At 70.3% G+C, this 26,654-nt stretch carries 26 protein-coding genes and 1 tRNA gene; 12 read left to right on the top strand and 15 right to left on the bottom strand.

The annotated features are described in order from the left end of the window. Positions 1–14: 14 nt before the first annotated feature. Positions 15–809 (bottom strand): alpha/beta fold hydrolase, encoded by a 795-nt coding sequence (locus tag ASE16_RS12445; protein ID WP_055895349.1) that lies wholly within the window; start codon positions 807–809, stop codon positions 15–17. A gap of 13 nt (positions 810–822) precedes the next feature. Beyond that, on the bottom strand, positions 823–1,461 hold the full coding sequence (locus tag ASE16_RS12440; RefSeq protein ID WP_055895347.1) for a TetR/AcrR family transcriptional regulator: 639 nt from the start codon (positions 1,459–1,461) through the stop codon (positions 823–825). Positions 1,462–1,521: 60 nt separating this feature from the next. On the opposite strand from ASE16_RS12440, the gene ASE16_RS12435 reads away from it, so the two are divergent. The 4 genes from ASE16_RS12435 (at position 1,522) to ASE16_RS12420 (ending at position 5,909) form a co-directional block, all read left to right on the top strand. Next, entirely contained in the window at positions 1,522–2,277 is a 756-nt protein-coding gene (locus ASE16_RS12435) for an SDR family NAD(P)-dependent oxidoreductase (RefSeq protein WP_055895345.1), read from the top strand. A 76-nt stretch (positions 2,278–2,353) separates the two neighbouring features. Beyond that, positions 2,354–3,532 carry an acyl-CoA dehydrogenase family protein gene (locus ASE16_RS12430; protein WP_200949635.1) on the top strand — a complete coding sequence of 393 codons (1,179 nt, stop codon included), beginning with the start codon at positions 2,354–2,356 and terminating at the stop codon, positions 3,530–3,532. After that, complete coding sequence (locus ASE16_RS12425) at positions 3,529–4,641, top strand: aminopeptidase P family protein (protein ID WP_055895343.1); 1,113 nt, start codon at positions 3,529–3,531, stop codon at positions 4,639–4,641. The genes ASE16_RS12430 and ASE16_RS12425 overlap by 4 nt, the downstream gene beginning before the upstream one ends. Next, a complete protein-coding gene (locus ASE16_RS12420) occupies positions 4,638–5,909 on the top strand; it encodes a DUF445 domain-containing protein (protein WP_055895341.1) in 1,272 nt (423 codons plus the stop codon). Before ASE16_RS12425 ends, ASE16_RS12420 begins: the two co-directional genes overlap by 4 nt. A 9-nt stretch (positions 5,910–5,918) precedes the next feature. Here ASE16_RS12420 and ASE16_RS12415 read toward each other — a convergent pair whose 3' ends face one another. Next, on the bottom strand, positions 5,919–6,302 hold the full coding sequence (locus tag ASE16_RS12415; RefSeq protein WP_055895339.1) for a DUF3054 domain-containing protein: 384 nt from the start codon (positions 6,300–6,302) through the stop codon (positions 5,919–5,921). Between the two features lie 96 nt (positions 6,303–6,398). Between ASE16_RS12415 and ASE16_RS12410 the strand changes: the two genes are divergently transcribed. Next, the gene (locus ASE16_RS12410) at positions 6,399–9,335 is read left to right on the top strand and encodes an aminotransferase (protein WP_055895337.1); all 2,937 of its coding nucleotides are present in this window, start codon (positions 6,399–6,401) and stop codon (positions 9,333–9,335) included. A gap of 64 nt (positions 9,336–9,399) precedes the next feature. Beyond that, positions 9,400–10,560 (top strand): epoxide hydrolase family protein, encoded by a 1,161-nt coding sequence (locus ASE16_RS12405; RefSeq protein ID WP_055895335.1) that lies wholly within the window; start codon positions 9,400–9,402, stop codon positions 10,558–10,560. A 62-nt stretch (positions 10,561–10,622) separates the two neighbouring features. Here the strand turns inward: ASE16_RS12405 and ASE16_RS12400 are convergent, their stop codons facing one another. After that, on the bottom strand, positions 10,623–11,498 hold the full coding sequence (locus ASE16_RS12400; protein ID WP_055895333.1) for a LysR family transcriptional regulator ArgP: 876 nt from the start codon (positions 11,496–11,498) through the stop codon (positions 10,623–10,625). 71 nt (positions 11,499–11,569) lie between these two features. Between ASE16_RS12400 and ASE16_RS12395 the strand changes: the two genes are divergently transcribed. Beyond that, complete coding sequence (locus tag ASE16_RS12395) at positions 11,570–12,187, top strand: LysE/ArgO family amino acid transporter (protein WP_055895331.1); 618 nt, start codon at positions 11,570–11,572, stop codon at positions 12,185–12,187. Positions 12,188–12,256: 69 nt separating this feature from the next. Here the strand turns inward: ASE16_RS12395 and ASE16_RS12390 are convergent. From ASE16_RS12390 to galU, 4 genes are all read right to left on the bottom strand, one after another. Then, positions 12,257–12,329: transfer RNA gene (locus ASE16_RS12390), tRNA-Ala, on the bottom strand. 52 nt (positions 12,330–12,381) lie between these two features. Further along, positions 12,382–13,473 carry a hypothetical protein gene (locus ASE16_RS12385; protein WP_055895328.1) on the bottom strand — a complete coding sequence of 364 codons (1,092 nt, stop codon included), beginning with the start codon at positions 13,471–13,473 and terminating at the stop codon, positions 12,382–12,384. A 144-nt stretch (positions 13,474–13,617) separates the two neighbouring features. Further along, positions 13,618–14,280, bottom strand: a complete 663-nt coding sequence (locus ASE16_RS12380; protein WP_055895326.1) for a GNAT family N-acetyltransferase — start codon at positions 14,278–14,280, stop codon at positions 13,618–13,620. A 22-nt stretch (positions 14,281–14,302) separates the two neighbouring features. Then, positions 14,303–15,274 (bottom strand): UTP--glucose-1-phosphate uridylyltransferase GalU, encoded by a 972-nt coding sequence (gene galU / locus ASE16_RS12375; protein ID WP_055895325.1) that lies wholly within the window; start codon positions 15,272–15,274, stop codon positions 14,303–14,305. Positions 15,275–15,332: 58 nt separating this feature from the next. Between galU and ASE16_RS12370 the strand changes: the two genes are divergently transcribed. Genes ASE16_RS12370 through mscL form a run of 3 tightly spaced genes read left to right on the top strand, consistent with a single transcriptional unit; the run spans position 15,333 to position 16,799 of the window. Beyond that, positions 15,333–15,917, top strand: a complete 585-nt coding sequence (locus tag ASE16_RS12370; RefSeq protein ID WP_055895323.1) for a 5-formyltetrahydrofolate cyclo-ligase — start codon at positions 15,333–15,335, stop codon at positions 15,915–15,917. Between the two features lie 54 nt (positions 15,918–15,971). Further along, positions 15,972–16,331: an FmdB family zinc ribbon protein gene (locus tag ASE16_RS19465; RefSeq protein WP_082581422.1), complete on the top strand. Its 360-nt coding sequence runs from the start codon at positions 15,972–15,974 to the stop codon at positions 16,329–16,331. Between the two features lie 39 nt (positions 16,332–16,370). Next, a complete protein-coding gene (gene mscL / locus ASE16_RS12360; protein ID WP_055895319.1) occupies positions 16,371–16,799 on the top strand; it encodes a large conductance mechanosensitive channel protein MscL in 429 nt (142 codons plus the stop codon). A 24-nt stretch (positions 16,800–16,823) separates the two neighbouring features. On the opposite strand, the gene ASE16_RS19785 is transcribed toward mscL, so the two are convergent. From ASE16_RS19785 to ASE16_RS12335, 6 genes are all read right to left on the bottom strand, one after another. Beyond that, complete coding sequence (locus ASE16_RS19785) at positions 16,824–17,015, bottom strand: hypothetical protein (RefSeq protein ID WP_157480367.1); 192 nt, start codon at positions 17,013–17,015, stop codon at positions 16,824–16,826. Positions 17,016–17,036: 21 nt separating this feature from the next. Beyond that, the gene (locus ASE16_RS12355) at positions 17,037–17,384 is read right to left on the bottom strand and encodes a type II toxin-antitoxin system PemK/MazF family toxin (RefSeq protein WP_235500480.1); all 348 of its coding nucleotides are present in this window, start codon (positions 17,382–17,384) and stop codon (positions 17,037–17,039) included. Between the two features lie 14 nt (positions 17,385–17,398). Beyond that, positions 17,399–17,620, bottom strand: a complete 222-nt coding sequence (locus ASE16_RS12350; protein ID WP_055895315.1) for a hypothetical protein — start codon at positions 17,618–17,620, stop codon at positions 17,399–17,401. Positions 17,621–17,648: 28 nt separating this feature from the next. After that, entirely contained in the window at positions 17,649–21,374 is a 3,726-nt protein-coding gene (locus ASE16_RS12345; protein ID WP_402851248.1) for an AAA family ATPase, read from the bottom strand. Positions 21,375–21,486: 112 nt separating this feature from the next. Next, positions 21,487–22,776 (bottom strand): MFS transporter, encoded by a 1,290-nt coding sequence (locus ASE16_RS12340; protein WP_055895312.1) that lies wholly within the window; start codon positions 22,774–22,776, stop codon positions 21,487–21,489. Continuing rightward, complete coding sequence (locus tag ASE16_RS12335) at positions 22,773–23,372, bottom strand: ArsR/SmtB family transcription factor (RefSeq protein WP_055895310.1); 600 nt, start codon at positions 23,370–23,372, stop codon at positions 22,773–22,775. Before ASE16_RS12335 ends, ASE16_RS12340 begins: the two co-directional genes overlap by 4 nt. A gap of 128 nt (positions 23,373–23,500) precedes the next feature. Here ASE16_RS12335 and ASE16_RS12330 point away from each other — a divergent pair, with 128 nt between their 5' ends. Together ASE16_RS12330 and ASE16_RS12325 are read left to right on the top strand one after the other, a co-directional pair. Further along, the gene (locus ASE16_RS12330) at positions 23,501–24,934 is read left to right on the top strand and encodes an MDR family MFS transporter (RefSeq protein ID WP_055895308.1); all 1,434 of its coding nucleotides are present in this window, start codon (positions 23,501–23,503) and stop codon (positions 24,932–24,934) included. Positions 24,935–25,114: 180 nt separating this feature from the next. Beyond that, entirely contained in the window at positions 25,115–25,873 is a 759-nt protein-coding gene (locus ASE16_RS12325; protein ID WP_235500479.1) for a C40 family peptidase, read from the top strand. On the opposite strand, the gene ASE16_RS12320 is transcribed toward ASE16_RS12325, so the two are convergent. Then, on the bottom strand, positions 25,874–26,500 hold the full coding sequence (locus tag ASE16_RS12320; protein WP_055895306.1) for a class I SAM-dependent methyltransferase: 627 nt from the start codon (positions 26,498–26,500) through the stop codon (positions 25,874–25,876). It lies immediately after the preceding gene. Positions 26,501–26,654: the final 154 nt, after the last annotated feature.

The following is a 26,654-nucleotide window of genomic DNA, read 5'->3' as shown; positions in this document are numbered from 1 at the left end:
GCCGGCCGTCGGCGTCACCCGCAGGCGGCGGCCACCACCCGCGCCATCCTCTTGCGGATGATGTGGTCGTTCGCCTCCACCCTGTGCATCGTGACGTGCCGCATCGCCTCGACGACGGCGAGACTGCCCGGCGCGATGAACGCATCCAGGGTGCCGTAGACCACCTGCACCGGCACGCGCACCCGCGCCAGATCGCTGACGACGGTCTGCGACTCGATGCAGTTCTGCAGCGACAGGACGAACGGCGTCCAGTTCTTCTCCGTGATCTCGAAGACCCCTTTGATCGGCAGCAGCCTCGCCAGCATCCCGGCGTTGCGGATCGTGAACTCCTTGTTGTTCCGCAGGAACTCGTACGCGCGCAGGTAGGCGCTCACCCTGCTGCGCACCCGCCGGTCGCCGATCTCCGCCGGGGTGCCGTAGATCGGCAGGCCGACCAGCACCAGCCTGGTCAGCGCATCCGGATGCTCGGCCGCGTACCGCGCGACGATCAGGCTGCCGAGGGAGTGCCCGACCAGGACGAACGGATGCGCGATCTTCAGTGACCGCAGCGTGGCGTGCAGGGCGTCGACGTGCTCCTCCAGCGTGTACGTCGCGTCCGGAGGGGTGGGCGAACGCCCGAAGCCGAGGATGTCGATCGAGATGACCCTATGCGTCGGTTCGAGCAGCGGCACCAGGTTCTGGAAGGTGACGGACGACGACGCGATGCCGTGCACGAGCACGACGACGGGGCCGGTGCCCTCATCGCCCGCGACGTGCAGGAGCGGAGCGCGGCGGAAGATCCGCCCGACCGCGTCAGCCACTCTCCCCATGCGCCCCACCCTCTCACACGGTTCCGGTGGCGTTCTCGGCAGAGCTGTCCGCCGCGGCGCTCCCCGCCGGCGCTGCGGCCGCGCGGTTCGGCCACCAGGCCGGCCGGACGCGGGCGAGCACGTCGAGCAACGCATCCACATCCCTCGGCCGTTCGCTGTCGAGCCAGACGTCGATTGCGCCGATGGTGCCGTCCGCCAGGTAGCGCGCGATCATCCGGCGCTCTGCGGCGTCTGCGGCGGGGACGGTGAGGCTGTGCTGGTCGAGCAGCAGCTCGATCGAGCCCTGGAAGTGCGCGCTCAGCATCGCGTGCAGACTGGCGGAGCCGCTGTCCGGCCCGAGGCCGCGGCGGTAGATCGTGTCGTGCTCGTCGACGTGCACCAGCACGGCGCGGGTGACGCCGACGACCGCGGCGAAGGCGTCGTCCGGGCCGACGTCGACCAGGTAGCCGGCGCGAAGCACATCGAGTTCGCCGCGGAGCACCTGCTGCAGAAGCTCGGTGGGCGACGGCGCGTACGTATACACGGTCGAGCGGTGCACCCCGGCGGTCCGAGCCAGCTCGGAGACGGTGACCTCGGTCACCGGACGCTCGGTGGCGAGCTCCAGGATGGCGTCGCTCAAGCGGGCGATCGTCTTCTCTTGGCGTGCATCCATGTTTCGATCGTACAATTGAGTTATCCGACAGGTGTCGGATAACTGGAAGGAGATTCACTCATGGCTCAGTACGACGTCGCAGGCCGTTCCGCGATCGTGACGGGAGGAGGCTCCGGCATCGGACGCGCTGTCGCTCTCACGCTGGCGGCGAGCGGCGCATCCGTGCTCGTCACCGACCTCAACGAGGCCAACGCCACCGCTGTCGTCGGCGAGATCCAGGCAGCGGGCGGCACAGCCGCCTCGCTCGTCGGAGACGTGACAGACCCCGAGTTCGCCGTCGCGAGCGTCGCTGCGGCGAACGAGCTGGCGCCGCTGCGCATCGCCGTCAACAACGCGGGCATCGGCGGGGAGGCCAACAAGGTCGGGGACTACTCGCTCGACAGCTGGCGCAAGGTCATCGAGATCAACCTCAACGCGGTGTTCTACTCGCTGCGCCCGCAGCTCGACGCGATCGCGGCCAACGGAGGCGGCTCGATCGTCAACATGGCGTCCATCCTCGGCAGCGTTGGCTTCCCGAACTCGTCCGCATACGTCACCGCGAAGCACGGTCTGCTCGGTCTCACCCAGAACGCCGCGCTCGAGTACGCCGACCAGAAGGTGCGCGTCACCGCGGTCGGCCCCGGCTTCATCCGGACCCCGCTGGTCGAGTCGGCCATGGATGCGGACGCGCTGCACTTCCTCGAGTCGAAGCACGCCCTCGGCCGCCTCGGCGAGCCGGAGGAGGTCGCCGCGCTCGTCGCGTTCCTCGCCTCCGACGCCGCCAGCTTCATCACCGGCAGCTACCACCTGGTCGACGGCGGATACACCGCCCAGTAGGGCTCTCCCCGTCCGGCTTGAGATCGGACGGAGATCGGCCGACCGCGCCCGGTCGCGCTCCCCTAGGCTGGGGAGCGTGACCGAGCACATCCCGTTGCTGAGCGACGAGCTGCTGGCGCGCATCCGCTCCCGCGCCGCCGGCTACGACGCCGAGAACGCCTTTTTTGCGGACGACTTCACCGAACTGGTCGAAGCCGGATATCTGAAAGCCCTGGTGCCGGCCGAGTTCGGTGGCGCGGGGCTCGGCCTCGAACAGGTCGCCCGCGAACAGGTGCGGCTCGCAGGAGCCGCCCCAGCGACCGCCCTCGCCGTGAACATGCACCTGGTCTGGACCGGCGTCGCCAAGGTCCTGCACGACCGTGGCGACTCCTCCCTCGACTTCCTGCTCCGCGAGGCCGGCGCGGGTGAGGTGTTCGCGTTCGGCCTGAGCGAGGCGGGCAACGACCTCGTGCTCTTCGGCTCGACGACGGATGCTCGCCCTCAGCCGAACGGCTCGTACCGCTTCCACGGCACCAAGATCTTCACCTCCCTCTCCCCCGCCTGGACCCGCCTCGGCACGATGGGCCTGGACACCACCAGCGCTGACGCACCCAAGATCGTCTACGGCTTCATCGAGCGCGACGGCGGCGGCTTCACCATCCACGAGGACTGGGACACCATCGGGATGCGCGCCAGCCAGTCGAACACGACCGTGCTCGACGGCGCAGCCTCCCCCGCCGACCGCATCGTCCGCCGCCTCGACCCTGGCCCCAACCCCGACCCGCTTGTTTTCGCGATCTTCGCCAACTTCGAGATCCTGCTCGCCGCCGTCTACACCGGCATCGGCGCCCGCGCGCTCGACCTCGCGGTCGCGGCAGCCCACCGCCGCACCGGCCTCAAGAACGACGGCCGCAGCTACGCCGGCGACCCCGACATCCGATGGCGCATCGCCGACGCCGCCATCGCCCAGGATGCGCTGCTTCCCCAGCTCGACGCCATCGCACGGGATGTGGACATGCTCGCCGACCACGGAGCCCAGTGGTTCCCGAAGCTGGTCGGGATGAAGGTGCGCGCCACCGAGACGGCACGGCAGGTGGTCGACCAGGCCATCCGCGTCTCCGGCGGCTCCACGTACTTCACCGGCAGCGAGCTCGGGCGCCTCTACCGCGACGTGCTGGCCGGGATCTTCCATCCGTCCGACGACGAGTCGGCGCACTCCACCGTCGCGAACGCGTGGCTCGGCCCGGCGGAGGAACCCACGAAAGGCACCGAATGAAGCAGCTCTCCGCCGACGACTTCTCCGAGCGCCTGAAGCGCGGAGCCCGCAGCGCGGCCGCGGCGGGGTTCGACGGTCTGCTGATCGCACCCGGCCCCGACCTCGCATACTTCGCCGACTACCTCCCGATCGCCACCACCGAGCGCATCACCCTGCTGGTCGTCCCCGCGGACGGCGACCCCGTCATGATCGTGCCGATCCTGGAGCACGACAGCGCCACCGCCTCGCGCGCGGCAGACGCGTTCCGCATCGTCGACTGGTCGGACGGAACGGACGAGTACGTCCCGACCGCCGCGCTCCTGAAGCCGGACGGCCGCTACGCCATCTCCGACGCCGCGTGGGCGATGCACCTGCTCGCGCTGCAACAGAAGCTCCCGGATGCCCGGTTCGAGTCCATCTCGCACGCGCTGCCCATGCTCCGCGCCGTGAAGGGCGCTGACGAGGTGGACCGCCTCGCCGCAGCCGGCGCGGCGGCGGACGCGACCTTCGAGCAGATCCTCAGCGTGCGATTCGCGGGCCGCACGGAGAACGAGGTCGCCGCCGACCTCGCCAGGCTGCTGCGCGAACACGGTCACTCCCAGGTCGACTTCACCGTCGTGGGCAGCGGCCCGAACGGGGCCAACCCGCATCACGAGGCTGGCGACCGCACCATCGAGCACGGCGACATGGTCGTGCTCGACTTCGGCGGCATCATGGACGGCTACGGCTCCGACACCACCCGCACTGTGCACGTCGGAGAGCCGACGGACGAGGAGCGCACCGTGTTCGAGACGGTGAAGCGCGCCCAGCAGGCCGCGTTCGAGGCCGTCGCGGTCGGCGTCGCCTGCCAGGAGATCGACAGGGCGGCGCGGGCGGTGATCCAGGATGCGGGCTACGGCGCCTACTTCATCCACCGGGTCGGCCACGGCATCGGGATGACCACACACGAGCCGCCGTACATGGTGGAGGGAGAGGAGCGCCCGATCGAGGACGGGATGTGCTTCTCGATCGAGCCCGGCATCTACCTGCCGGGCCGGTTCGGCGTGCGCATCGAGGACATCGTCGTCGCCACCGCCTCCGGAGCGAAGCGCCTCAACAACACCAGCCGCGAACTGCACATCGTCCAGTGACCTCCGCCTCGCGCATCCTGAGCCCGTCCGATGCGGAGCGTCTGCTGGCGCTGCGCAGAATGAAGCTGATCGCGACCGGCCTGTTCGTGCTGATGGCGGTGTTCTTCGTGGTCGCGTTCACCCTGCAGGGCAGGTTCCCGTGGCTCGGCTACGTGCGCGCGGCCGCCGAGGGCGGCATGGTGGGAGCGCTGGCGGACTGGTTCGCGGTGACGGCGCTGTTCCGGCATCCACTCGGGCTGCGCATCCCGCACACCGCGATCATCCCGAACCGCAAAGACGAGATCGGCGCGAGCCTTGGCGAGTTCGTGGAGACGAACTTCCTGTCGGACGAGGTGGTCGCCGGCAAGCTCGGCTCGATCGACATCGCCGGTGCGCTCGGCGCGTGGGTTGCCAGGCCGGAGAACGCCAGGCGCGTGGTCGCCGAGGCGTCCACGGCGGTCCGCGGGCTGGCGACGATGCTCGACGACGAGACGATGCGCGACGCCATCGAGGCCGTGGTGCGCACCCACCTGGTCGAGCCGGAGTGGGCGCCGCCGATCGGCAGGCTCGGGGCGCGCATCCTGGACTCCGGCGGCCACCACGAGGCCGTCGATCTGCTGGTCGACCGGCTGGACGACTGGGTCGCCGCCAACCCGGAGGCGTTCGGCGCCCTGGTCTCCGCCCGGCTGCCGTCCTGGCTGCCGTCGTTCGTCGACCGGCTGGTGGACGACCGGGTGTACACGGAGGTCCGGCGCTTCCTCGCCGACGTGCGCTCCGACCCGCAGCACAAGCTGCGCGTCGCCATCGACGGCTACCTCGGCGAGCTGGTCGACCGTCTGCAGAACGACCAGCCCACCATCGCGAAGCTCGAAGCAGCCAAGCACCACGCGTTCGACGACCCGCGCGTGCGCGAGCTGGCCGGTTCCGCCTGGCAGGCGGCGAAGACCGCGGCGGTGGATGCGCTGGCCGACTCGGAGAGCGAGCTGCGGAAGCGCGCGGAGGCGGCGCTGGCGGATGCGGGCGCGCGCCTCGCAGCCGACCGCGAGCTGGGCGCGAAGGTGAACGTGTGGATCACCGACGCGGCCGTGCACCTCGTCGCCACCTACCGGCACGACATCGCGAGCGTGATCGGGGACACGGTGACCGCGTGGGACCCGAAGGAGACCACAGAGAAGATCGAACTGCAGGTGGGAAAAGACCTGCAGTTCATCCGCATCAACGGCACCGTCGTCGGTTCGCTCGCCGGGCTGGCGATCTTCACGATCGCCACGGCCCTGCTCCCGCGCTGAGCGCGCGGGTCAGCGGGCGAGCGCGCGGCGGCGACGCCGCACGAGCGGGATGGCGGCCACCCGCCAGCCGACCAGGAACACGCCGAGCACGATCGTCGCGACGACGATGAAGCTCGGCTCGATGCCCTGCCCCACCGACGTGCGGATGAGCATCCCGAGCGCGACGGTCATCAGCCAGACCGGGATGCCCGGCCAGAGGATCGCGAGCGGACGCCGCCACGCGACGGTGACCAGCCACCCGGTGAGCAGCCCCACCAGGAACGGCCAGTACGTGTCGACGATCCCGGTGAAACTCGCCGCCTCGCCGTGGCTGCGGCGGCCGATCAGCACGAAGACCAGCACGAGCGCAGCGTCGACGACGAACGCCAGCAGGGCAGTCCTCCAGGATTTCACGGGTAGATGCTACGCGCGCGCACCCGTGCGTTGGCTGGTAGCGGGCTGGTCGTCAGTAGACTGTCGACACCCTGACGCAGAGCCCTGGAGTCCCCCGTGCCGAACTTCGACTTCCTCGCCCAGCCATCGCTTCCTCGGCCAGACGTGACCGGCGACGACGCCACCGCGATCGCCGCGGAGCACTACGGTCTCACGGGCACGGTGACCGAGCTCGGCAGCCAGCAGGACCGCAACTTCCTGATCGACACGGGGACGGCCCGGTACGTCCTGAAGCTCGCCAATCCGGTGTTCTCCGCCGACGAGCTGCACGCCCAGAACGCGGCGATGGCGACGCTCGCGCGGTCGGGGGTGCGCATCCCCGAGGTGATGACGACGACGGACGGCAGCGACCTGGTCGCGGTCGACGTGCGAGGGGTCAGGCTGCTCGTCCGGCTGCTGGGCTACCTCGACGGCGAACCGCTCACCGGCGTCGCAGAACCGTCCGCCGAGCAGTTGCGCACTCTCGGCACACTCGCAGGCACCGTGGCCGCCGGGCTGGCCGCGCTCCGGCACCAGGGGCTCGCGCGCACCACCCAGTGGGATGCGCGGATCGGCGGCGAGGTCGTCGACCTCCTCATCGACCACGTCGCCGACCCGGCCAAGCGCCGCGTGGTGCGCGAGACAGTGGATGTGGCACTCGCCAGGCTGGCCCCGCTGCGCACGCGACTGCGGGTGCAGGCGGTGCACGGCGACGTGACGGACGACAACATCGTGCTGGCGGCGGGCGGCGGCGAGGCGGGCGGGGAGGCAGGCACTACGGCAGGCACCGGGGCCGGCGTGATCGACTTCGGCGACGTGGCATACGGCTGGCTGGTGGGTGAGCTGGCCGCGACGGTCGCCAGCGCGCTGCACCACGTCCCAGCGGCACCGTTGGCGGTGCTCGACGTCGTGGAGGCGTTCGCGGCCGTGTCGCCGCTCGACGACGCCGACATCGCCGCGCTCTGGCCGCTCGTCGTGCTGCGCGGGGCCGTCCTCGTGGTGAGCGGGGAGCAGCAGGTCGCCCTCGACGGCGACAACCGGTACGCGGACGAGAACCGCGCCCACGAGTGGCTCGCCTTCGACGTGGCACGACGCATCGACGCCGCCGAGTTCGAGGCGGTACTGCGGTGGCGGCTGGAGAACGCGGCAGCCGACGCCGCCTCACCCGTCGGCGACGCTCCCACCACCGGCTCGCCCATCGTCGGGCTCCGCACAGCGGAGCACCACCTCGCCGACCTCTCCGTGACATCGCACGCCCTCGACGCCGGCCGCTGGCTCGATCCGGCCGCCGAGGCCGGCGTGCTCGCCGCCATCTGCCGGGAGCACGGGCACGCCGTCACCCGCTACGCGGAGCACCGTCTCACGCGGGCGTCCATCGACCGGCGCGCAGCCTCGGCCACCCGTGCGCTCTCGGTCACCATGGATGCACCGGGCGGCGTCGACGTGACCGCCCCGTTCTCCGGCGAGCTCACCATCGTCGACGGCTCGTGGCGGCTGCGCGGCGACGACGTCGACCTGTGGATCGACGGGCTCAGCCGTCCGCTCACCACCGCGCACGTCGCGCAGGGCGAGACGATCGGCGCGGCCGTCACCCTCACCGTGCAGCTCAGCCGCGTGCGCGGCCGACGGCCTCCTGCGTTCGTGACCCCGAGCATCCCACGGTCGGTGTGGGAGCAGGTCTCGCCTGACCCGTCCGCCCTGTTCGGCACCGACCTCGCCGCTCCGGAGAGCGACGCAGCGCTCGCGCTCTGCCGGCGCGACGACACGTTCGCCGCCGTGCAAGAGCACTACTTCGCCGAGCCGCCGCTGATCGAGCGCGGCTGGCGGCACCACCTCATCGACACCGCCGGGCAGACGTACATCGACATGGTGAACAACGTCACGGCGGTCGGGCACGCGCATCCGCGCCTCGTCTCCGCCGTGCGCGACCAGTGGGCGCTGCTCAACACGAACTCGCGGTTCCACTACGAGGAGCTCGCGCGCTTCACCGAACGGCTGGCCGAGCTGGCCCCCGCGCCGCTCGACACCGTGTTCCTCGTCAACAGCGGAAGCGAGGCCGTCGACCTGGCGCTGCGGCTGGCGCAGACGCACACCGGCCGTCGCGCGATCCTGGCGGTCACTGAGGCGTACCACGGCTGGACGGTCGGGGCGGATGCGGTGTCGTCGTCGATCGGCGACAACCCGCGTGCACTGGAGACCCGTCCCGACTGGGTGAAGCTGGTGGCGTCGCCGAACACCTACCGTGGGCGCCACCGCGGCGCAGCCTCCGCGCCCCCGTACCTGGCCGACCTGGATGAGGACCTCGCCGCGCTCGACGCCTCCGGCCAGGCCGTCGCGGCGTTCATCGCGGAACCGGTCTTCGGGAACGCGGGTGGGGTCATGCTGCCGGACGGCTATCTGCGCGGCGCTTACCAGCGCATCCGGGATCGCGGCGGCGTCTGCATCGCCGACGAGGTGCAGGTGGGCTACGGCAGGCTCGGGCACTACTTCTGGGGCTCGGAGCAGCAGGGCGTCGTGCCGGACATCATCACCGTCGCCAAGGCGATGGGCAACGGGCACCCGCTCGGCGCCGTGATCACGACGAGGGCCATCGCCGACTCGTTCGCGGCGGAGGGCAGCTTCTTCTCGTCGGCGGGCGGCAGCCCCGTGAGCGCCACGGTCGGGCTGACGGTGCTCGACATCATGCGCGACGAGGAGCTGCAGCGGAACGCCGCAGAGGTCGGCGACCACCTTGCAGCCCGGCTGCGCGACCTCGGCCGGCGCCACGCACTGATCGGCGCGGTCCACGGGCTCGGACTGTACCTGGGCGTCGAGCTCGTGCGCGACAGGGAGACGCTGGCTCCTGCGACGGAGGAGGCCGCAGCGGTCTGCGACAGGATGCTCGCGGAGGGCTGTGTGGTGCAGCCGACGGGAGACCACAAAAACGTCCTCAAGATCAAGCCGCCGCTGTGCATCACATGGGAGAGCGCCGACCGGTTCGTGGAGGCGCTCGACCTGGTGCTGGCGACGCTCTGACGGCGGTCGCTCTACCGGGGTTCTGACGCTGAGACGTGTCGGCGGTGCGGCGTACGCTCGGCTCATGGCCGCCACTCCTTCCGTCTCGTTCACCGAAGCCGAACCGTTCCGCATCGCCGTGCCGGACGACGACATCGCCGATCTGCACGAGCGGCTTGACCGCACGCGCTATCCGGCGCAGACGCCCGCAGCGCCCTGGGGTGCCGGCGTCGACCTCCCGACCCTGCGCGCGCTGATGGACGAGTGGCGCGACCGCTACGACTGGCGAGCGGCAGAGGCGCGCCTGAACGCCGTGCCGCAGTACACCTCGGTGATCGGCGGCGACCTGGTGCACTTCGCCTACCTGCGCGGGCAGCGCAGGGCCGGCGCGGCAGACCCCATCCCGATCGTGCTGAGCCACGGCTGGCCGTACTCCTTCATCGAGATGCTGCCGCTGGCAGAACTGCTCAGCACGGACGACGGCTCCGGGCAGACGTTCGACGTGGTCGTGCCGTCGCTCCCCGGGTTCGGCTTCTCCGCGCCGATGGGAGTGCCGTTCACGTCGGATGCGGTCGCGGAGCGCTGGCACACGCTGATGACCGACGTGCTCGGCTACCAGCGCTACGCCACCTACGGAGAGGATGTCGGCACCTGGACCAGCGACCGCCTCGCTGCCCTGCACCCCGACGCGGTACTCGGCCTGTTCGCGACGCACGCGGCGTTCCCGCCGAAGGAGCGCGCCGCCGACCTGACCGACGACGAGCAGGCGTTCGTCGCGTGGCTCGACAGCAAGTGGGCGAGGGCGAGCGCATACTCTGCCCAGCAGTCGACGCGCCCGGACACCCTCGCTGTGGGCCTCACCGACTCCCCGGCCGGCCTCGCCGCCTGGCTGCTGGAGAAGTTCCGCGAGTGGAGCGGCTCCGACGACGTGCACACCTGGTGGACCACGGACGAGCTCCTCACCACCATCGCGCTCTACTGGTTCACCGGTTCGATCGGCACGTCGTTCCGCGCGTACTACGACGACGCGCAGGAGCCGCCGATGCCGCGCATCCACGTGCCCGTCGGCGTCTCGATCCAGTACGGCGAACGCGGGTTCCCGCGCAGCTACGCCGAGCGCACGTACACCGACATCCGGTTCTGGAACGACCTGCCGACGGGCGGCCACTTCACCGCCAAGCAGACCCCTGACCTCGTCGCCTCGGACATGCGCGCGTTCTTCGAGATCGTGCGCGCCACCGCCTGAGCGGGCCGGCCTGCTGCCTGCTGCCGGCTGCCAGCTGCCGGCTGTGTCTGGTCCCGTCCCGCCTACCGTAGAGCGCGAGCAGCGGCGGCGGCCAGGGTGGATGCGACGGCGGCGAGCGTCGATGACTGCAGCGACCACTGGTGCCAGAACAACGGCACGTCGACTGGATCGGTGTCGTCAAGCACCACGAGGTCGCCTGCGGCGAGCTGCGCGGCGGTCTGCAGGTCGGGCAGCATCCCCCAGCCGAGGCCGAGCTCCGCCGCCCGCACGAACTCGCTCGATGCCGGCACGTAGTGACGCGGTGGATGCGCACCAGGCGCGTGCGCGGCGAGGTAGCGGTCCTGCAGGGCGTCCTTCCTGTCGAACACCAGCATCGGCGCCTCGGCCATCGCCTCCGGCGTCCAGCCGTCCGCCAGCCGGCGGGCCACGAACGCCGGACTCGCGGCCGCTCGGTACCGCATCGCGCCCAGCCGGGTGACGGTGCAGCCCTGCACCGGCTCACGGTCGGAGCTGATCGCCGCCATCGCCGTGCCGTCCCGCAGCCGGTCGAGGGTGTGCTCCTGGTCGTCGAGCACGATGTCGAACGCGATGTCGCCGAGTTCGGCGATGGCGGGCAGCACCCAGGTCGCGAGCGAGTCGGCGTTGACCACCAGCGGGATGCGCGGCACAGGCCCCGTCTCGTCGGCTCCGAGCGCATCCACCGCTTCGCTCTCCAGCAGCGCGACCTGTCTGGCGAGCGTGAGCAGGACGCGGCCGGCCTCGGTCGGCTCGATCGGCTTGCTGCGGCGGACGAGGACGCGCCCGACCTGCGATTCGAGGGAACGCATCCGCTGGCTGACAGCGGACGGCGTGATGTGCAGCGCGGACGCGGCGCGGTCGAACGTGCCGTGGTCGACGACCGCGGCCAGCGTGCGAAGCTGATCGGTGCTGGCATCCATCAACAGCAATGCTAATGGAACATAAGAATCATGAGCTTCCCTACACACGCGCCGATGCCTAGTCTCGAACTGTGACCCCCGCCTCCGCCTTCGCCGTCTACCTGACCGGCCTCGGCGCCGGAGCCTCCCTGATCATCGCCATCGGCGCGCAGAACGCCTACGTGCTGCGGCAGGGGCTGCGGCGCGAGCACGTCCTCCCGATCGTGCTGATCTGCGTGGCGAGCGACGCGGTCCTGATCGCGGCGGGGGTCGCGGGAATCGGCGCGATCATCCGCTCAGCGCCCGTCGCCCTGGAGATCATCCGCTGGGCAGGCTTCGCCTTCCTGCTGCTCTACGCGCTGTTCGCCGCCCGCCGCGCCCTCCGCCCGGAACGCCTCGACGCCGGCACCGGCGCCGCTGCGACCTCGCTGCTGACCGCGGTCGGCACCTGCCTCGCCCTCACCTGGCTCAACCCGCACGTCTACCTGGACACCGTGCTGCTGCTCGGCTCGCTCAGCGCCTCCCACGGCGACCCCGGCCGCTGGGTGTTCGGCGCCGGCGCGGTGACCGCAAGCATCCTCTGGTTCGGGATGCTCGGCTTCGGCGCCCGCTACCTCGCCCCGGTCTTCGCGCGGCCGGTGGCGTGGCGCATCCTGGACGGCTGCATCGCTGTGCTGATGCTGGTGCTTGCGGTGCTGCTGGTCGTGTGAGCGCCGAGGCAACACGGCACGGCACGAACGAAACGGGCCGCACTTCCTAGGAAGTGCGGCCCGTGGTTGTGGAGCTAAGGAGATTCGAACTCCTGACCTCTTCGATGCGAACGAAGCGCGCTACCAACTGCGCCATAGCCCCGTGAACTGCTCCAAAACCATATCACCCCTGCGGGGTCGAAATCGAATCGGGGCTAGCTTGCGGCGCGTCGCCTGCGAAGGACGGCGTCGAGGTCGATCGCGTTGCTGTCGAGGTCGCCGACGAGGCCCATCGCCGCGTACCGGCTGGGCTCCTGCGCCGGCGCAACGGCGACGGGCGCCGACGGCGCGGGAGCGGTGTGCACCGCCGCGGCAGCTGGCACAGCCGGCGCTGTCGCGACCGGCCGCAGCGGCATCGGAGCCGGGATGCGCTCCGCCGCCTTACGCTCGACCTCGGCCAGGGCGGCCGAGCGGCGCAGCGCGGTGGCCGCATCCATCGACGCCATCGCCGTCGCAGCGATGGTGCCGCGGGACAGGTGCAGCGGCTTGGGCAGCGGACGCGGAGTCCAGCTCTCCTGACGGGGGCGGCTGACCTGCTGCACGTCGTGCTGCGCGTCGTCGTAGAGCGCGGGCGCGATGGGCGCGGCGAGCGGCACGACGGTCGACACGGCGGCCGTGCGCTCCGCGCCGGCAAGGCGGACGAGCATCCCGATGGCCAGCACTCCGACGACGGAGGAGACGGCGAGCGTGAGCCACGCCCCAGTGGCGACCAGGGAGACCGTGCCGATCACGCCCCCGACCACCGCGGCGACGAGGACGAGTGTGCTCAGCCCCCGCGAGCGGCGCAACCGGCGGCGGCGCTGGGGCGAGAGCTTCGGGATCGCGGTCGCCGCCGCGAGGACACGGGCGCGCTGGGCGGCTGCTGCGCGGGCGGCGCGTTCGAGCGCGATGGCGTCTGCGGCGGCGGCCTCCGCCTCCTCTGCGACGCGGCGCTCCTCTTCCGCGATGGCCTGCTCGCGGCGAGCGTGCGCCGCGGCGGCAGCGCGAGCCTCCGCCAGCTTCTTCTGCTCCGCGCGCTTCAGGATGCGCTGCTGCTCGGCCACGGTGCGGGCCGTCGCCTCCATGCGCACCTGCTCCGGCACCTCGCTCGTCTCGGCCAGGATGCGCAGCGTCTGCTGCAGCCTCACCGCGTTGCGTTCGGTCGCCAGATACTCGCGCCTGCGCAGCCACACCGGGATGAGATAGGCCAGCCACAGCGCGGCGGCGATGGCAACGACCACCCCACCGCCCATCACGTCCCCTGTCATGCCTCTACGGTAGGGGGCGGCGTGTCCCGTGGCCCGGCAGCGCGCCGGGTGTGTTCGCGATGGAGAGTTCTCTCAGCCCGGATGCGGCCGCGGCTCAGCGGGTCGGCGTCCCGCCGCTCGCCGCTCGCGGCTTGCGGCGGGCGGTCAGCGCTGTCGTGCGATCGGGATGGGGATCGCCGCAGCCGCCCTGTCCTCGGCGGGGATGGTCGCCGCATCCCCTGGAGCGTTGCCGTCGAGCCACCGGCGGAGGACGCCCTGGGTCAGCTCCTCTGTCACCAGCCCGAAGCAGAAGTGGTCGCGCCAGTCGCCGTTGATGTGGATGTACCTGCGACGCAGCCCCTCGTAGCGGAAGCCGAGCTTCTCGACGACGCGCAGACTCGGGCCGTTCTCCGGCCGGATGCAGATCTCCATCCTGTGCAGCCCGAGCTGGTAGAAGCAGTAGTCCGTGGCGAGGGCGACCGCTGTCGGCGTGATGTTGCGCCCGGCGAACTCCTCGGACACCCAGTAGCCGATGGTCGCACTCGACAGCGAGCCGTAGGTGATCGACGACACGTTGAGCTGCCCGGCGAGCTGCCCGTCGTACTCGACGACGAACGGCAGGCCGTGCCCCGCCCGCGCATTCGCCAGCAGCGACCGGATGCTCGACCGGGTGTCGAACGATGTCGGGGCATACGGGCTGGTCGCCTCCCACTGGCGGAGCCAGCTGCGGTTTTCGAGCAGGGAACGCTCCAGACCGCGGGCGTCGCGGAGGCGAATGGGCCTGAGCCCCACCTTGCCCTCGCTGAGTGACGGTACGACGATCGCCACGGACCTCTCCTTCGTGGTGCGGCTAGTTGGCCGGGTCGGCGACGGTTTCGACGGGTTCGGCCGGCTCGGCCGGCATCTCTGGCAGCACCTCGTCCGGCTCGTCCTCGAGCCCGGCGGCGAACTCGCGGAGCCAGGGGCGCAGGTCGGGGCCGAGGTCCTCGCGGTCGGACGCGAGCTGCACGATGGCCTTGATGTAGTCGAGACGGTCGCCGGTGTCGTAGCGCCGGCCGCGGAAGACGACGCCGTAGACGCCGCCTGTCCAGTCGGGAGCCTGCGCCATCGACTGCAGCGCATCCGTGAGCTGGATCTCGCCGCCCTTGCCAGGCTCGGTCTTCTCCAGCACGTCGAAGACCTCCGGACGCAGCACGTAGCGGCCGATGATCGCGTAGTTCGACGGCGCGTGCTCGCGGTCGGGCTTCTCGACGAGTCCGGTGATGCGGACGACGTCGTCGTCCTCCGTCTCCTCGACGGCTGCTGCGCCGTAGAGGTGGATCTGGCTGGGGTCGACCTCGAGAAGGGCGACGACAGTGGTGTTCCGCTCCTGCTGCACCTCGAGCATCCTGGACAGCAGCTCGTCGCGCGAGTCGATGATGTCGTCGCCGAGGAGCACAGCGAACGGTTCGCGGCCGACGTGCATCTTCGCCCGCAGCACGGCGTGGCCGAGACCCTTGGGGTCGCCCTGGCGCACGTAGTGCATGTCCGCGAGAGCGGTGGAGTAGTTGACCTTCTCGAGCCGGTCGGTGTCGCCCTTCCTGGTGAGCGTCTCCTCCAGTTCGGCGTTGCGGTCGAAGTGGTTCTCCAGCGCGTTCTTGTTGCGGCCGGTGATCATGAGGACATCGTGGAGTCCGGCGTCCACGGCCTCCTCCACCACGTATTGGATGGCCGGCTTGTCGACGACGGGGAGCATCTCCTTCGGCATGGCCTTGGTGGCGGGAAGGAAGCGGGTGCCGAGGCCCGCAGCTGGGATGACTGCTTTAGTGACGTGCGTTGCCATCTGCTCAGGGTATCGGCAATTCCGGACACCCCCGGATGCAATCTCCTAGGATTGGCTTATGGATTCGGATACTGCCGCCCATCGCAAGCGCGCTCTGCGCGCCGAACTCCGCGAACGACGACAGAACCTCACCAGCACCGAGCGTGCTGCGGCGACGGCTGGCATCACCCGCAACCTCATCGACCTCGCCACCGATCTGTCCGCGCGCTCCGTCGCCTGCTACCTGTCCACGCCGATCGAGCCGGACACGCGACCGTTCCTCAACTGGATGCACGCCCAGGGCATCCGCGTGCTCCTCCCGATCTCCCGCGAGGACGGCCTGCTCGACTGGACGACCGGCGACGGCGAGACGGAGACCGAGGGCCTGTTCGGCATGCCGGAGGCGGTCGGCGAGCTGCTCGGCCCCATCGCGATCAACGATGTCGACCTCATCGTCATCCCCGCCGCCGCCGTCGACGCCTCCGGGATGCGGATGGGCTGGGGCAGAGGCTATTTCGACAAGACCCTCGGCAGCATGGAAAAATGTCCCCCGGTGTACGCTGTGCTGTTCGATGCCGAACTCGTCGACGACGTCCCGCGCGAACGACACGATCAACCGGTCGACGGTGCGGTCACCCCGACCAGGATCGTGCAATTCTCATGACGGCTGCACCGGGCGAACCCGCCCGACACCCCGACCTTTCCGGAGCCTGACACAATGCCCACCTATTCGTACTCGTGCCGCGACTGCGGGACCGCCTTCGACATCCAGCAGGCGTTCACCGACGACGCGCTCACCGTCTGCCCCACCTGCGGCGGCAGCCTGCGCAAGGTGTTCGGCACGGTCGGCGTGACGTTCAACGGGTCCGGCTTCTACCGCACGGACTCGCGCGGGACGAAGTCGTCCAGCACGGGATCAGGCTCGTCGTCGGGCTCCGGGTCCTCCGGTTCCGGTTCCTCGTCGTCCGGCTCCTCGTCGTCCGGCTCCTCGTCGTCCGGCTCCTCGTCCTCCGGCTCCTCATCGTCCGGCTCAGGATCGTCCAGCGCGCCCGCCGCATCCACGTCGTCGTCCAGCTAGTTCCACCGAACCCTGCCCAACAGACCGAAAGGACCGGCCATGCTCAAAGGATTCAAGGAGTTCATCCTCCGCGGGAACGTGATCGACCTGGCCGTGGCCGTCGTCATCGGCGCTGCGTTCACCGCTGTGGTGAACTCGATCGTCAACAACGTGTTCAACCCGCTCATCGGCGCGATCTTCAGCGCCGACAGCCTGGAGAACTCCATGACGCTGGTGATCGGCGACGCCCACATCAAGTTCGGCGCTGTCGTCGGGGCGATCATCCAGTTCCTGATCGTGGCGGTCGTCGTCTACTTCGTCTTCGTCTACCCGATCAACCTCGCGAAGAACCGCGCGCAGAAGCTCCGCAACCAGGGCGTCGTGGAGCCGGATGCGCCGATCACCGAGCTCGATCTGCTCACCGAGATCCGCGACCTGCTGCAGACGCAGGCCGCTCCGCCGTCAGCGGCCGGCAAGCACGCGGAGTAGCGCCCACTCCGTCTCCGCCGGCGCTCACCAGTGCGGCGGGACGTCCTGCCGCAGCCGTTCGTCGTTGCTGTCCGACCCGCCGTTCCATGCCCGGTCGGTGTCCTCGGCGGCTCGCTGCGGCGCCGGCGCGCCCTGACCGCTCTGCGGTGCGGGGTCGGTCCCCGGCGCCGCGCCCACCTGCACGCGCCGATGCTTCCGCCTGCTCGTCTCGCTCACCCTTCCAGGGTACCGTCGCGGTCAGAGCGACAGGTGAAACCGGATGGCGTCGTCGAGCTGGTAGCCGACCCACGCGGGAGCCCTGCCGATGATGCGCTGGATGCGCTCCGCCGAGATGGCCCTGATCTGGTCCGCCTGCGCCTTCGACGGCACAGCGAGGCCCATGTCCGCGAGCGCATCCTGGTCGTCGATCAGCACCTGCGAATCGGGATGCACGTAGCCGACGCTCGCTGTGACGGGCACGACCACGATCGCACCCTTGTGCGCCCGCGTCACCGCGGCATTCACGCCTGCGTTGCTCACCACGATGCACGGCCGGGTCTTCGCGGCCTCCCCCGCGCGCGCAGGATCGAGCTCGACGAGGAGCACGTCTCCTCGACGCATCAGCGCAGGCCGTCTGGTGTCGTCGCGTCCCAGAGCTTCTTATCGTCCGAGCCGTCCCACTCGTCGAACATGCGCAGATACCCGTCCTCCGCCTGGAGCTCACGGAAGACGCGCACCATGTCGTGGATCACCGCGGAGCGGTTGCCGCCCCTGTCGTGCGCGACCGCGTCGATGATGGCGAGGTCGGCGTCAGAGACACTGATGCTGAGCTTGGCGGTCATACCGCGATGCTACCACGGTGCGACTGCGCTACCCCTGCTGCACCGGCAGCGCGATCGGCGCCGTCTGCGTGTCCGGCTCGTGGATGCCGATGAGGCGGGCGATGCGGCCGGCGACCGCGTCGGGGTCGGCGAACAGCTCGAAGCTGTGGACGCGGAGATAGTGCCAGCCGAGGCGTCGGAGGACGTCGGGACGCAGGCGCAGCGACTCGCGGAGGCTGCCCTTGTTGACGTCGTCGTCCGTCTCGACGGCGACCGCACGGCCGGCGTGGGAGGCGACAAGCGCGAGCTTGCCCCGGTAGCCGAGCTGCACATCCAGACCGCGCCTGGTGAGGCGCTTGGCGAGGTCGAGGACCATCGGGTCGGCGTCGTGGCTGAGGTACTGCGCCGTGGCCGCCTGGATCTGGTCGGCCTCACCGAGGACCTGGGCGAGCGCGGCCATGCCGTGACGCATCCTGGTGTCGTCGATGTCCTCCGGCTTGAAGCAGGAGACGATGTCCATGCCGCGGCGGGCGCGGGTCATGCCGACGGCGAGCAGGCGCTCCCCTCCCGGCTCGGCGAGCGCTCCGAAGTTGGAGAGCAGGCGGCCGTGCGGGGTGCGGCCGTAGCCGATCGAGAAGATGACGCGGTCGCGGCTCTGCGCCACCGACTGCTCCAGCGTGACGACCGTGAACGGCTCGGCGTTGTCCTTCAGGATGAAGTCGGCCAGCTCCGTGCGCTTGGCGAAGGCCGCGAGCACGGCCTGGTTCACCCGCACCGCGTGCCGCTCGCTGGCCGTGATGACCATGAGGGATTCGCGGGGACGCTCCGTCGCATGCTCGAGCACCAGCTCGACCACCTTCGACACCTCGGCGTCCGTGCTCTCCACCGCTCCGGTGTCGCTGTCCGGCATCCCCTGACCGCCGGTGACGTAGTTGAGCGTGAGGCTGCCGTGGCCGAGGTAGGTTCCCGCCCAGGGCAGCGAGTCGATCATCCCGCCGTAGAAGCGGCGGTTGACCAGGTCGGCGAGGTCTTCTCCGCCGGCGCGGTAGCTGCGGGTGAGCGTGTAGACCGGAAGAAGCTCGGAGAGCTCGGCCAGGGCGGAGCCCGCGTGGGCGGCATCCACATCCACCTGGTCGACGGTCGTGCCGTACTCGTGCGCTCCGATGTCGAACGGCGACGGAGTCTGCGTGACGGGATCGCCGAACGCCACGATCTGGCGGGCACGACGGATGACCGGGACGTTCTCCGACAGCATGGATGCTCCAGCGTCCACCAGCAGCACGGCGTCGAACGCCACATCCTGGCTGATCGACGTCACCTCGTACGGCGACACCAGCCACACCGGAGCCAGCGGGCGTGCCAGGTGCGGCGCGACCTCGTTGAGGGTCGCCGCCGTGGTCCTGTCGCTCTTCAGCAGCTTCTTGAGGGCCGCAGCCTCGTCCGGCCAGTCGACGATGCCGATCTTCCAGGTCTCGGCGAGCATCCAGGCGAGCTGCTGGCCGGTGGCGGAGGCGTGCGCCTCGTCCACGAGCCGGAAGTCGGCTTCCAGCCGGTCGAGCACGCCGGTGTTGCCGTTGAGCAGGGCGCGGTCCGAGGCGAGCAGCGACTCCAGTACGGACTGCCACCAGGCGAGCTCCAGCTCGGCGGAGACCTGCGTCTCCGGCACGTGCCGCTGGGACAGGTCGGAGAGCAGCGGGTCCAGCTTGCGCTCGCGCAGCTCGGTGAGCAGCGCCGTGCGCTCCTGCAGGTTGGCCAGCACCTCCGACTCGGCGGCGAGGCCGGCGATCTGCCGGGTGAGCTCGTCGATCGGCAGCACGGACAGCGAGAACGGCGTCCCGGTGCGGCGCAGCGGGATGTCGAGGCGCGCCAGGTCTTCCGCGACGCGCTGGTACGCGACCTGCACGTCCGCGATGCCGACGGGCACCTCCGGCACCACCCCTGCCGCGGCGAACCGCTGCCACAGGATGCGCTGCTGCTGGATGCGCCGCAGGCTCTCGTTGAGATCGGTCACGTGCACCCCTGGGCGCACGTACTCCAGCGCCAGCTTGCGCAGGCGGCGGCGGTTCGCGCCGGACATCGACGGGGATTCGCGTCGCGTCGCCGTCGCGGCGATGAGCTCGGCGATCGACCGGTCGTAGACGGCCGGCTGGAACTTGTCGAGCGTCTCGCGCACGTCGAGCAGGAGGCGCAGGTAGACGCCGAGCTCCGCGATGGACTCGAACGGCCGCATTCTGGTCTGGCCGATCAGGCTCTTCGCCCGCTCGATGAGCCGCGGCAGCTCGGAGCGGTTGAGCTTCTTCGCCAGCTCGTGGGCGGCGTTGCCCTCCGCAGTGGTGCCGAACGATGCGCCGTACCAGGGCGAGTCGTTCGGGCCGTAGCGGAACTCGCCGAGCCTGGCCGCGCGGATGAGCGCGTCGGCGGCGGACGGCCTGTCGTTCGCCAGCAGCTCGATGGATGCGCGGTCCAGCCTGGCGGTCGTCGACGGCGGGGTGGGCAGCAGCGACAGGCGGGACAGCTCGCCGAGCGCATCCAGCACGGACACCTTGAGCACAGGGTCGCGGCGGGTGAGCGCCGCGCGGTAGTCGAGCAGCACCTTGCGCAGGCGCACCAGCGCCTCGTCGACGTCGGTGACCTTCGGCTGGGTGGCCTTCTCGTTGCGGCCGATCGACTGGATCACGTCGCGGCGCAGCGAACGCGGCGTCACGGCGAGGCCGGGCAGGCCGACCTGGGTGAGCCGGTGGGTGATGTCCTCGATGCTCGACCGGCGCGGGGTCACGACCAGCACGCGCTTGTGCTGGGCGACCAGTGCGCCGATGGCGTTGACGATGGTCTGCGTGCCACCGGTGCCCGGCAGCGTCTTGACGACGATGGAGTTGCCTGCCGCGATCTGGGCGACGACGTTCTCCTGCTCCTCGTCCGCATCCAGCAGCAGGGTGTCGGTGGCGGGCGGGCGCTCGTCCTGGCGGACGGGCTGCACGGGGTTGAAGGCGCTCTCCACGGTGCGGCGCGCCGTCGGGTTGCCTGCCAGGGCATCCAGCACGACCGTGTCGAGATCCTCCGCCTCTGCGCGCATCGCGGTCGCGACGTCGGCGAACGACGAGACGACGAGCCGCGGCTGCACGTTGAACCAGGGCAGGTGCGAGGTGAGGCCGCGCAGCCGGTCGATCACCGGCTGCGGCTTGAACACGCCGTTGGTGAGGGCGAGCGCGACGAACGCGTCGGCGTCGAGCGTGATCTGGAACTGCTCGGCGAGCGCGCGGGCCAGCTCAGGATTCAGGTACGGCTGGCCTTTGAGCTTCAGCTCGAAGTCGCGGCCGTAGCGGCGGATCGCGAGCGGGCGGAGCAGGATCGGCGCCGTGTACTCCTCGCCGCCGTGCCGCCACTGGGCGAGCCCGATCGCCAGGTGCACGGACTCGATGCCGCGCACAGAGCGCAGCTCGATGCCCTTCGCGGTGATCGCGTTTGCCGCGGCGCGCGCCGTGCGCAGGGCGAGCTCGTCGCGGATCAGGCTCGACAGCAGCGTCGACTGGCCCGTGATGAACTGCGGGAGCCCTCCCGGATGCGTCGAGCTCAGCTCGATGCGGGTCCGCGGGCTGTCCTCGAAGTGCAGCAGAGGGGATGCGCCGCCGAGAGCTGCGATCTCCTCCCGCCACCTGTGCCACACCGGCTCGGCGATGTTGCCGGCCACGAGCGCAGGGTCACCGAGGCTGATCGCGTGCGGTGACGTGGTGTTCTGCGGATTGAGGGCGTCATCGTCCGGAATGTCCGACATCATGTCGTCATCCTCGTTCTTCCTGTCCAGTCGCCACACACGGCCACCCTACGGGCTGAATCCAGTATTCCCCTTGCAATACGGGCGAGTTTCGCGCTAAAGGGCACTGTCCAGGCTACCCCGCGCTGCGACGGCCCCTCTCCCCGAGCAACAGGAGGCCGAACATCCCGCAGGCGACGTAGACGAGCGCCTGCCCGTTGAGGATGGCGACGACGTCGAACCGTTCCGCGAGGAAACCGGCCACGAGCAGCCCCGCACCCTGTGCGGCACCGCCGAACGTGGTGACGGACGCGAAGACGCGGCCGAGCGCATCCGGCGGGGTGACCCGCTGCACGATCGTGATCATGCCGGTGGTGGTCGCCACCGCTGGGATGCCGACCGCGATGAACAGCCCGACGTACACGCCGACCGCTGTGGTCACCGGATACAGGTTCCAGGTGACGAGCGAGATCGCGCCGAACACGAGATAGCCGACGCCGACGAGCGTGCGCGGTGCGAACCGGCGCAGCAGCACGCCGCTGAGGAGGCCGCCGAGCACTCCGCCGATCGCCTGCACCCCGCGCAGCAGCCCGACCTCCGTGCCGTTCGCGCCGAGCTGGTCGGACACATAGACGATGAAGAGGACGAGGAAGATGCCCTGCGCGAACTGGCCGAGCGTGGTGATCGCGGTCACGGCGCCGAGGGGGCGCACTCTGCGGATGGTGCTGAGCCCGTCGAGCCACTGCCGGAGGAAGTGCACCCGAGGGAGCGGCGCGTCGCGTTCCTCTTCCTGCTCCGTCCGCCCGGCCCGCCCCGCGGATGCACGGGGGCGGCTGAGCGCCACCAGCCCGGCGCTCACCAGGTAGCTCACCGCATCCACCACCACGACGCCAGGCAGCCCGACCAGCACGAACGCGAGCCCGCCGAGCGGCGAGCCGATGAGGCGCGCGAGATTGTCGCTGACCGCCATCAGCGCGTTGCCCTGGCCGAGCTGGTCCTCGTCGACCAGGCGGGGCACGAGCGCCTGCTTGGCCGGGTTGACGATCGCGCCGAGGCAGGCTTCGAGCGCTGCGACGACGTAGACGATCCACATCCGGTCGGCCGACGCCGCCAGCAGAGGCAGCAGCAGCGCACCCTGCAGCAGGTTCGCGACGATCATCGTCCTGCGGTGGTCCCAGCGGTCGACCAGGACGCCGAGGAAGCTGCCGAGAACGAGCATGGGCACCAGCTCGGCGAGGAAGACCGTGGATGCGCCGAGGGCGCTGCCCGTGACGGCGAACGCGAACAGCGGCAGCGCGATCATCAGCAGCCAGTCGCCGGTGTCGGAGATGAAGCTGCTCGCCCAGACCAGGGCGAAGTCGCGGCGGAACAGCGGCGAGCGCTTCCGCTCCCCCGCGGGGGCGGGGGTCGGCCTGGTGTCTGTCACGATGTCCTCGCATCCGGGTGGCGGTAGGCGTTGAGGTGCAGCGCGACGACCTCACTGCCCTCCGGGGCGTCCTCGCGGGTGAGGCCGATATACGGGCGGATGAGTGCATCCAGTCGGTCGCCGAGGACGCGGAGCTCGTCCGGCGTCATGCGCAGGGCGTAGCCGGAGAGCCGCATGGCGTCTTTCCAGTCGGCGGGGAGCGCGTCGCGGCCGGCGACCGCCCGGTGGGTGAGGGCGGCCTCGTCGTCGATCTGCTTCTCGACCAGCACGCGCTCGACGGTGTCCGCGCCGAGCGCGACGGCGGGGTCGTCCGTGCCGCCGAACTGCAGGCCGGTCGCGGTGGAGCGCCACGGCCGCTCGCGCCCGTCCTCCGGGTCGACGGACTCGACCAGTCCGTAGCGTGCGAGCGAGCGCAGGTGGTAGCTGCAGTTGGAGGCGGTGGAACCGACGACCTCCGCGCACTGGCTGGCGGTCTGAGTGCCGAAGGCCATGAGGTGGTTGAGCAGGGCGAGCCGCAGGGGATGTGCGAGGGCGCGGAGTGCGCGGGCGTCGGTGATCTGCCGCCTGTTCTCGGGTCTGCTCGATGTGAAAGACATGTTTCACATTGTCGCCGCACTCGTCTTTCACGTCAAGATGCACCTCACGTTGCTCGTCGGACTGGGAATGGTTGACCGGGCGACGTGTTGTTGTAGAGGGTTAACTACACGCACAGAGCTGGAGAACGATGTCGAGCACCACCACCGCCAGTATCGGTTTCCGATCAGAGCGCGGTCCCATCCTGATCGCCTTGATGCTGACCACCGGTCTGGTCGCCATCGACTCGACCATCCTGGCCACCGCCGTCCCGTCGATCGTGGCCGACCTCGGCGGCTTCGCGCAGTTCCCCTGGCTGTTCTCCGTCTACCTGCTGGCGCAAGCGGTGTCCGTACCGCTCTACGCAAAGCTGTCCGACACCATCGGACGCAAGCCGATCGTCCTCATCGGCATCGCGCTGTTCCTGGTCGGCTCCGTGCTCTGCGGGTTCGCCTGGAGCATGCCGGCCCTCATCGCCTTCCGCGCCGTGCAGGGCCTCGGCGCCGGCGCCATCCAGCCGATGGCCGTCACCATCGCCGGTGACATCTACACGGTCGCCGAGCGCGCCAAGGCGCAGGGCTACCTGGCGAGCGTGTGGGCGATCTCCTCCGTCGTCGGTCCGACCCTCGGCGGCCTGTTCTCCGAGTTCACCTCGTGGAGGTGGATCTTCTTCGTCAACGTGCCCCTGTGCATCCTGGCCGGGTGGATGCTGATGCGCACCTTCCACGAGAAGATCGAGCGCCGCAAGCACCGCATCGACTACGCCGGCTCGATCCTGCTCACCTCCGGCATGACACTGCTCATCCTGGCTGTGCTCGAGGGCGGGACGGGCTGGGCGTGGAACTCGGTGTGGAGCATCGGCTCGTTCGTGCTCGGCGGCCTCATCCTGGTGGCGTTCGTGCTGGTGGAGCGCCGCGCTGCGGAGCCGGTGCTGCCGCTCTGGGTGTTCTCTCGTCGCCTGCTCGTGACGACCACGCTCGTCTCGCTGGGCGTCGGCGCGATCCTGATCGGCCTCACCTCGTACGTGCCGACCTATCTCGAAGGGACCGTGCACGTCACGCCGCTGATCTCCGGGCTCGCGGTGGCGGCGCTCACCATCGGCTGGCCGATCGCGGCCTCCCAGTCCGGCCGGTTCTACCTGCGCATCGGCTTCCGCAACACCGCGCTGCTCGGCTCAGGCATCGCGCTCGTCGGGGCGATCACGCTGGCGGCGACCTCCGTGCATCCGAGTGTCGCGTTCGTCGCGATCAGCTGCTTCATCGTCGGCCTCGGGATGGGACTGATCGCCACGCCGACGCTGATCGCCGCCCAGTCCAGCGTCGACTGGAACGAGCGAGGCGTCGTGACGGGCACCAACATGTTCGCGCGCTCGATCGGCAGCGCTGTCGGCGTCGCCGTGTTCGGGGCCATCGCCAACTCGATCATCAGCGGGTCCAGCGGTGGCGAGCACGACCCCGGCACGGTGCAGGCAGCAGCGACGGCCGTGTTCGTCTCGGTGGCAGTGGTGTCGGCGCTCACCATCGCGGCGGGAGCGTCGATGCCGCGCTCGCGCGTGGAGGACGTGGCGTTCACGCCGGCGACGTGACGATGGTGGTGTGAGGGCGGCAGCCTGAGAGGACCGTCAGAGACGAGGCTCGCAAACCGCCCGCATCCACCGGTGGCGCTCAGGATGCGCTTCCTAGGGTGGAACGCGGGGGCATGAGCACGCACCGATCGCGTGCACACACCGACCGTGCACGGGGGCGCGTCACGACCCGAGGAGCGTATGCCCACCGCAACCCAGCCAGGCAGGCGTGAACGCGGCCGTCACCGCGCGGAAGCCACCCGGACGGATGCGCGTCCCCGCCCCGCGGTGCGCCACCGTCACGCCGCGTCGCCGTCCAGGACCAGCGCGCTGGCGGCGTCCGCCGCATCCATCGCCCTCGTCGGCACGGCTCTCATCGCCATGCCGACGAACTCCGCGATCGCGGCCGAGGCGGCGCCCGTGGTGCTGGTCGCCGCCGCGGAGCAGCACCTGCAGTCGCTGACGGTCGGCGCGACGTCGGCATCCTCCTCGGACAGCCGCCGCGACAGGGACGACCCCGTCGCCGGAGCCATCGCAGGCGTCATCAGCGCGCAAGGAGGCGCGGCGGGCCAGCAGGCGGCGACCGCGATCACCGCAGCACTCTCGGCCTCCGGTCCCCGGCAGCAGATCGTGGCGACCGCTCTCACCTACCTCGGCGACCCGTACGTGCTCGACGGAACCAGTCACGACGGCATCGACTGCTCCGGCCTGGTCCTCGAGGCATATGCGTCAGCTGGCATCCAGCTCGGGCACCTCGTGCACCTCCAGGACGACGCGGGCACGCGCATCAGCGAGGCCGACGCGCAGCCGGGCGACCTGGTCGTCTTCGACGACGAGGAGCACATCGGCCTCTACCTGGGCGGAGGCGTCCTCATCCAGGCGCCGGACGTCGGGCGGCCCGTGGAGATCACCACCGTGTGGCAGGGCGTGCCGCACCACTTCACGCGGCTGCTGCCGTAGCTACGGCTTGCGCGCCAGCATCACGAACTCGTTGTACGGGAACGCCTTGCCCGCCGCGCGCGGGAACGGGAACGAGTACTGGCGGATCGGGGTCAGCCCGAGCTTCACGCTCAGGGCGCGCAAACCGTCGAAGTCGACGAACGTGACGTGCGTCGAGTCGCTGGCGTATCCGCGCTCCTGGGGCGTGATGAACGCCACCTGGCCGCCGGAACGGATGTACGGCAGATAGCTCTGGATGAGGTCGACGGCGAAATCGGGGTCGAGGTGCTCGACCACGTGGGCGACGAGGGCGGCGTCGAACGCTCCGGGCACCGCGTACTCGGTGTGCGGGAACTCCTCGCTCGTGAACGCCGTGAGGCCTCGGGCGCGGGCGGTGGCGATCGACTCCGGGTTGTGGTCGACGCCGACCCCGTTGTTGCCGAGGTGCGCGAGGTTGCGGCCCAGACCGCATCCGATGTCCAGCACCCTGCCGAGGTGCATGTGCCGGATGTTGTACCGGTACGGCGCCTGGACGTTGAGCGTCCTCCTCCACCAGGAGTTGTCGAGCCTGCGCAGGCGCTCGGCGTATTCGAGGCCGGCTGTTCCGCTGCCGGAGCCTCCCGGCTCTTCAGCTTTCGCAGCCGTCACAGTCGCTCACCTTCGTCTCGCACCCCTGCAACGGTACGGCACCGGCACAGCCCCTTCAAAGCATTCAGCCAATAACATCGTCAAGGAACTGTTCACCGTTGATGGGATTGAGCCGAATGGCAACAGGCAGGGGCGCTTCGGGGCCGAATAAACG

Source organism: Leifsonia sp. Root227, from assembly GCF_001428745.1.
In the GTDB taxonomy this organism is placed as follows: Bacteria; Actinomycetota; Actinomycetes; order Actinomycetales; family Microbacteriaceae; genus Leifsonia.
Note: the sequence above shows the minus strand (reverse complement) of the source record. Positions and strands in the feature narration are given on the sequence as shown.